At 71.4% G+C, this 6456-nt stretch carries 7 protein-coding genes; 6 read left to right on the forward strand and 1 reads right to left on the reverse strand.

Features of this window, described 5'->3' with window-relative positions; all coding sequences use genetic code 11:
* Positions 1-130 precede the first annotated feature (130 nt).
* The 3 genes from AB0P06_RS31090 to AB0P06_RS31100 all read left to right on the forward strand — a co-directional run bounded on the left by AB0P06_RS31090 (position 131) and on the right by AB0P06_RS31100 (position 3427).
* Complete coding sequence (locus AB0P06_RS31090; protein ID WP_363613228.1) at positions 131-1291, forward strand: HAMP domain-containing sensor histidine kinase; 1161 nt, start codon at positions 131-133, stop codon at positions 1289-1291.
* A gap of 242 nt (positions 1292-1533) precedes the next feature.
* The gene (locus tag AB0P06_RS31095) at positions 1534-2517 is read left to right on the forward strand and encodes an acyl-ACP desaturase (protein WP_363613216.1); all 984 of its coding nucleotides are present in this window, start codon (positions 1534-1536) and stop codon (positions 2515-2517) included.
* A gap of 610 nt (positions 2518-3127) precedes the next feature.
* Complete coding sequence (locus tag AB0P06_RS31100; protein WP_148642658.1) at positions 3128-3427, forward strand: DUF4193 domain-containing protein; 300 nt, start codon at positions 3128-3130, stop codon at positions 3425-3427.
* Positions 3428-3708: 281 nt separating this feature from the next.
* Here the strand turns inward: AB0P06_RS31100 and AB0P06_RS31105 are convergent, their stop codons facing one another.
* Positions 3709-4158, reverse strand: coding sequence for a DUF3093 domain-containing protein (locus AB0P06_RS31105; RefSeq protein WP_363613218.1), 450 nt, complete (start codon positions 4156-4158; stop codon positions 3709-3711).
* A gap of 144 nt (positions 4159-4302) precedes the next feature.
* On the opposite strand from AB0P06_RS31105, the gene AB0P06_RS31110 reads away from it, so the two are divergent.
* The 3 genes from AB0P06_RS31110 (at position 4303) to AB0P06_RS31120 (ending at position 6224) form a co-directional block, all read left to right on the forward strand.
* Positions 4303-4887 carry a PaaI family thioesterase gene (locus AB0P06_RS31110; RefSeq protein ID WP_363613230.1) on the forward strand — a complete coding sequence of 195 codons (585 nt, stop codon included), beginning with the start codon at positions 4303-4305 and terminating at the stop codon, positions 4885-4887.
* The gene (gene dut, locus AB0P06_RS31115; RefSeq protein ID WP_363613220.1) at positions 4884-5351 is read left to right on the forward strand and encodes a dUTP diphosphatase; all 468 of its coding nucleotides are present in this window, start codon (positions 4884-4886) and stop codon (positions 5349-5351) included. Before AB0P06_RS31110 ends, dut begins: the two co-directional genes overlap by 4 nt.
* 69 nt (positions 5352-5420) lie before the next feature.
* Positions 5421-6224, forward strand: coding sequence for a DUF3710 domain-containing protein (locus AB0P06_RS31120; protein WP_363613222.1), 804 nt, complete (start codon positions 5421-5423; stop codon positions 6222-6224).
* Positions 6225-6456: the final 232 nt, after the last annotated feature.

The raw sequence follows: 6456 nt of genomic DNA on the forward strand, positions 1-6456 counted from the left end.
CCCGCCCCCGGCCGGCGGGCCCTCCGGTGCGCCTGCCGGCGGCCGCGCCGTACCGCCCAAGCCCGTGCACCCGCCGCGCGCCCCGCGCCTGCGCACCGCCCCGCACGACGGCTACGTCCCCGGCGACGGCATGCTCGCCTGGCTGCCCTTCCGCCCCACCATCCGCATCCGGCTCACCCTGCTCTACGGCGGGATGTTCCTGATGGCGGGGGTCGTCCTGCTGCTGCTGATGTACTTCTTCGTCGGGCAGGCCCTGAGCATCCTCCAGCCGCCGCCGTTCAACTTCGGGCCGGACGGCGCCGTGGTCAACGGCGTCCGGATGAGCAGCGACCAGTTCAACCAGGCCCTCGCCCACCAGTTCGACGGCAACTCCAACGCGGCGCTCAACACCCTGCTCCGCAAGTCCCTCACGGTGCTGGTCTGCCTCGCCGTGATCGCCTTCGCCACCGGGTACGCGATGGCCGGCCGGGTCCTGCACCCGCTCGGCCGGATCACCCGCACCGCCCGTGAGGTGGCCAGCTCCGACCTGCACCGCCGGATCGAGCTGGACGGGCCGGACGACGAGCTCAAGGAACTCGCCGACACCTTCGACGACATGCTGGACCGCCTGGACCGCTCCTTCGACTCCCAGCGCCGTTTCGTCGCCAACGCCTCGCACGAGCTGCGCACCCCGCTGGCGATCAACCGGACCCTGCTGGAGGTCCAGCTCTCCGATCCGGGCGCCTCGGCCGATCTCCAGCATCTCGGCAAGATCCTGCTGGCCACCAACGAGCGCAGCGAGCAGCTGGTGGAGGGCCTGCTGCTGCTCGCCCGCAGCGACAACAACCTCACCGACCGCCGCCCGGTGGAGCTGTCCGAGGTGGCCACCAGGGCGCTGGAGCAGACCCGGGCCGAGGCCACCAAGCGCGAGGTGGAACTGCGTTCGACGCTGGACCCGGCCGTCGTGTCGGGCAACGGCGTGCTGCTGGAGCGGATCGCGCTCAACCTGCTGCAGAACGCCGTGCGCTACAACGTCGCGGACGGCTGGGTCGAGATCTCCACCGCCGCGGTGCCCGGCGGCGGCGAGCTGGTGGTCTCCAACACCGGCCCGGTCGTGCCGGGGTACGAACTGGAGCACATCTTCGAACCGTTCCGCCGGGTCAAGGGCGCCGACCGCACCCGCAGCGACAAGGGCGTCGGGCTCGGCCTCTCCATCGTCCGGTCGGTGGTCCGGGCCCACGGAGGTGTCATCGAGGCCATTCCGCGCACCGGTGGCGGCCTCACCATGCGGGTCCGCCTCCCGGCCGCCTGACCGGCCCCCTGGGCCCGTCCGTGCCCCACTGTGCCACCCGGGCGTCACCGCTTCGCGCGCCGACCGTTTCCAGCCGCCCCCGCCAGGTCTGTCAAGACGACATAAGGCCTGGCGGGGGCGGCTTGTCATTTCCGGCCCGAGCAACTTACGGTGTCGTAACCTACGCAACCGTAAGTGCGTTTTCCGACGTGTCCGCCCAACGCGCCCGTCCCGCGCGTGCCCGTCCCTCAGGAGCAAGACTCGTGACCATCGCCCCCGTGCAGCGCACCGCTTCTCCCGGTTCGAGCGCCTGGACCGACGCGCGGCTGATCATGGCCCTCGAAGAGGTGGTGGAGAAGGAGCTCGACCGCCACCTGAAGGTCGCCAAGGACTGGATGCCCCACGAGTTCGTCCCGTGGAGCCAGGGCCGTGACTTCGACGGCGTACTGGGCGGCGAGGCCTGGGCGGTGGAGCAGTCGCAGGTCACCCCGCTCGGCCGGGTGTCGCTCGTGGTCAACCTGCTGACCGAGGACAACCTCCCCAGCTACCACCACGAGATCGCCACCATGTTCGGCCGCGAGGGTGCCTGGGGCACCTGGGTGCACCGCTGGACCGCCGAGGAGGGCCGGCACGGCATCGCGATCCGTGACTTCCTGCTCGCCACCCGGGCCGTCGACCCGAACGAGCTGGAGCGGGCCCGGATGAGCCACATGTCGGAGGGCTTCGAGTCCGACAACGCGCACAGCATGCTGCACTCGGTCGCCTACGTGGCCTTCCAGGAGCTCGCGACCCGCATCTCGCACCGCAACACCGGCCACTTCGCCGGGGACCCGCTCTGCGACCAGCTGCTCGCGAAGATCGCCAACGACGAGAACCTGCACATGATCTTCTACCGGAACCTGCTGAAGGCGGCTCTGGAGATAGCCCCTGACCAGGCCATGCGGGCCATCGCCGACGTGATCATCAACTTCCGGATGCCCGGCCACGGCATCCCCGGTTTCGAGCGGGCCGCCGCCCAGATCGCCATCGGCGGCGTCTACAACCTGCGGATCCACCACGACGACGTGCTGCAGCCGGTGCTGCGACACCTCAAGGTCATGGAGATCGGCGGGCTCGGCCCGGAGGGCCTGCAGGCCCAGGACGAGCTCGGCGCCTTCCTCGGCGGGCTGGACGCGCAGGCGTCCAAGTTCGCCGAGCGGCAGGCCGCGCTGCTGGCCCGCCGGGCCGCCCGCGTGGCCGCCCGGTAGCGGACGGCAGGCCCGGACGCGAGGCCCGGACGCGAGGCCGTCGGAGGGAGCACGCCCGGTCGGGGGCGTGCGGCCCGTTCGGGGAGCGCGCGGCCGGGCCGCACGAGCGGCGGGGCACGAACCGCGCGGCCGGCCGACCCGGGGATCCACCCGCTCCGCTTGGGTGGATTTTCCGTGGTTTGCCCCGGAAGATTCAGAACGTGAGCAAGCTCACACAAAGTCGCCCCGAGCGTTGGAGCGACCCCGGAGAGTGATCATGTCGACGGGCGCCCCGGTCGCCGTCCGTGAGGAGCCGGGTGGCCGGTGGCGCTCGGGCGGGTTGACGGGCGTCCCTGGTGGGCAAGGGAATTGGCAGGCCTCCGCAGGGCTTATGATCACCGTGAGTGTCCGCCGGGCGGGCCCCGTCCCAGATCGGCGATGGCCCAGCGTGAGGCCCTCAGCGCCCGACCGGATCACCCCAACGGACCCCCGGCTGAGTGTCGATTGAGTAACAGGGCTTGAAGTAAGGCAAAATCTCCGCCTCGGGTCGGGCACAAGACCGACCCCCCATGCGTTACGTGCGCTGGAGATACCGCACACACCGCACAAACCCGGAGGGGGAGAGCGAAAAATGGCAACGGACTACGACACCCCACGCAAGACCGATGACGACCTCAACGAGGACAGCATCGAGGAACTGAAGGCTCGGCGGAACGAGAAGACCGGTAGCTCGGTCGACGTCGACGAGTTCGAGGCGGCCGAGGGCCTGGAGCTCCCGGGCGCGGACCTCTCGAACGAGGAGCTCTCGGTCCGGGTGCTGCCCCGGCAGGCCGACGAGTTCACCTGCATGAGCTGCTTCCTGGTGCACCACCGCAGCCAGCTGTACAGCGAGAAGAACGGCAACCCGATCTGCCGGGACTGCGGCGCCTGAGCGCCAGGGCGGCCATGGTCCGGGCCTCGCGGCTCCCGCGAGACCGGCACACCGCCCCTTCCGGCCCCGGGCAGCGGGGCCGGACGGCAGTTCCGGCGGCCGTCGAGGCGGACGCACCGGCAGTACGGGGTCAGGTCATACCGGCGCAGTACCTCGTACCGCGCTTTTCTGTGCAGCACGGAGAGATTTGGGACGGTCCCGCATCGCGGAACCGTCCCTCTCCGTTTTCCGGGTCTTCTTTCCGGGTCTTCGCGCGGCCCCGGCCGGGACCGGCCGGACGCTCAGGCCCGGGCGCCGCGGCGGGCCTCTTCCAGGGCCTCGGCCAGCTTCATCGGCGAGCGGGTCGACAGATACAGGTACGGCGTGGGATCGGCCGGGTCGCTGACCTCGACGCGCAGTGCGGTCGGGACGTAGCTGCGCAGCAGCATGAAGGCGCGCGGATCGGCCTTCGGCCCGCGCCAGGCGACCGCCTCGGCCGGGCTGAGCGGGTGCGCGGCGCCGAGGGCGTCGACCGGGATCCGGGCCGGGCCGGCCACCAGCGAGCCCTGCACCACCCGGATCCGGGCCGAGCCGTAGCTGCTGATCGCGGCCGCGCCGGCCGCGATGCCGACCACCAGCCCGACCAGCGCGCCCACCGCGCTGAAACGCAGCAGGATCATCGCGAGCGTGAGCCCGATCGCGACCGGGAGCAACCACCAGGAGCGCGGCACGGTGAGGCGTTCGTCGTACATGCCCCCATTGTGATCGCCGTGACGGACGGAGCGGGACGGCACCCCCGCTTCCCGGCTTCCTACCGCTGGGTAGGGTTGGTCGCCGTGACCGGTTCCATAGCTTCTCCGTCCGCAGCCTCCCCGTCCGCGCAGTCGTCCGCGCACCTGCCCGCCGTCCTGTCGCCGACCACGCCGCCCCCGGACGCCGTGCTGCCGCCCCGGGCCCCGCAGGCGCCGGCCCCGGGCACCCGGCTCGGCTCGCACTACGAGCACTGCTTCGGCTGCGGCCCGCAGCACCCCGGCGGCCTGCGGATCGACGCGGTGGCCGGCGAGGGACTGGACGTCACCGCCGAGTTCACCGTCGGCCAGGCCCACCAGGGCGGCCCGGGCCTGGCCCACGGCGGCCTGCTGACCACCGCCATGGACGAGACCCTCGGCACGCTGAACTGGCTGCTGCACGCCCCCGCCGTCACCGGCCGGCTGGAGACCGATTTCGTCGCCCCGGTGCCGGTCGGTTCCGTGCTGCACCTGCGGGCCTGGATCACCGGCGTGCACGGCCGGAAGATCTACAGCGCCGGCGAGGCGCGGATCGGCGGCCCGGACGGACCGGTCGCGGTGCGTGCGCAGGCGCTCTTCATTCAGGTGAAGCTGGAACACTTCACCAAGAACGGTCGACCCGAGGACATCGAGAAGGTTCTCGACGACCCCGACCTGATGAAGCGCGCCCGAGCCTTTGAGGTGAACCCTTGAGCAGCACCCCCCGTCCGCCGGTAGACGTCCTGATCAGGCGAATCGACCCCGACCTGCCGCTGCCCGCGTACGCGCAGCCCGGCGACGCGGGCGCCGATCTGCGGACCACCGTCGACGCCGAGCTGGCCCCCGGCGAGCGGGTCGTCCTCCCCACCGGCGTGGCCATCGCCCTGCCCGACGGCTACGCGGCGTTCGTCCACCCCCGCTCCGGGCTCGCAGCTCGTTGCGGAGTTGCTCTGGTGAACGCCCCAGGGACGGTCGATGCCGGGTACCGTGGAGAGATCAAGGTGATCGTCGTCAATCTGGACCCGCGCGAGGGGGTCAGCTTCCGCCGAGGGGACCGGATCGCCCAGCTGGTCGTCCAGCAGGTCGAGAAGGCCCGCTTCCACGAGGTGGCCGAGCTGCCGGGGTCGGCACGCGCCGAGGGCGGGTTCGGGTCGACCGGCGGCCACGCCGCGGTCTAGCATGCCCGCGGCCTCGCAGGAAGCCGAGCAGGTATTCGCATCGGTCTTGGACCGGGAAGGACAGTGACCGTGTTCCGTCGTCGCCAGAAGAGCGAGGACGCTGTCGAGCAGCTCGCCGACGACGCCATCAGCGCCGACGAGACGGCCGATGACGTCGAAGGTTCCGCCGAGAGCGAGAACGTGACCGAGCTGGACCCGACGGACCGGGTCGGGCTGCCGCCGGCCCCGCGTCCGGACGGTCCGTGGGACCACTCCGAGCTGGAGAAGCCGGAGGAGGGCCGGGTGGACCTCGGGGGTCTGCTGGTCCCCGGTGTCGAGGGGATGGAACTGCGCGTCGAGGTGGCCGGCGAGTCGATCGTGGCCGCGACGCTGGTCCTCGGCAACAGCGCCATCCAGCTCCAGGCCTTCGCGGCTCCCAAGTCCGAGGGCATCTGGGGCGAGGTCCGCGAGGAGATCGCCAGTGGCATCACCTCGCAGGGCGGCATCGTGGACGAGGAGGAGGGCCCGCTCGGCTGGCACCTCCGCGCCCAGGTCCCCGTGCAGCTGCCGGACGGCACGCAGGGTGTGCAGCTGGTGCGCTTCGTCGGCTGCGACGGGCCGCGCTGGTTCCTCCGGGGTGTGATCTCCGGCCAGGCCGCCGTGCAGCCCGAGATGGCCGGAATCCTGGAGCAGGTCTTCCAGCAGACGGTCGTCGTCCGTGGTGAGAGCCCGATGGCGCCTCGCGACCCGATCGTGCTGAAGCTTCCGGAGGACGCCCAGATGGTCGCCGACGGTGGCGCCACCGCGGCGGCCGGCGGCGAGGGCGAGAACCGCTTCGGTGGCACCGCGCTCGATCCGTTCGCCCGCGGCCCGGAGATCACCGAGGTCCGCTGAGCACGTCGATCGCCCCCGCCCGGGAAGCCCGGGCGGGGGCGATTTGCATGTGGCGTGCCCGGGCCCGTACAGTTCCGGAGTCGCACCGAGAGGGGCGGCGGAAAGCGAATCCGATGAATGAAACTCCGGAAAACGGAGCGGAAAACATCTGATAAGCTGAGAACACGAAAGAACGAAGCGCCCGGAGGGCCCGCTGGAAGGCGGTCCGAAGGAAGTGTCCGTTCCTTGAGAA

The sequence above is a fragment of the Kitasatospora sp. NPDC088351 genome, from assembly GCF_040685575.1.
Classification (GTDB): Bacteria; Actinomycetota; Actinomycetes; order Streptomycetales; family Streptomycetaceae; genus Kitasatospora.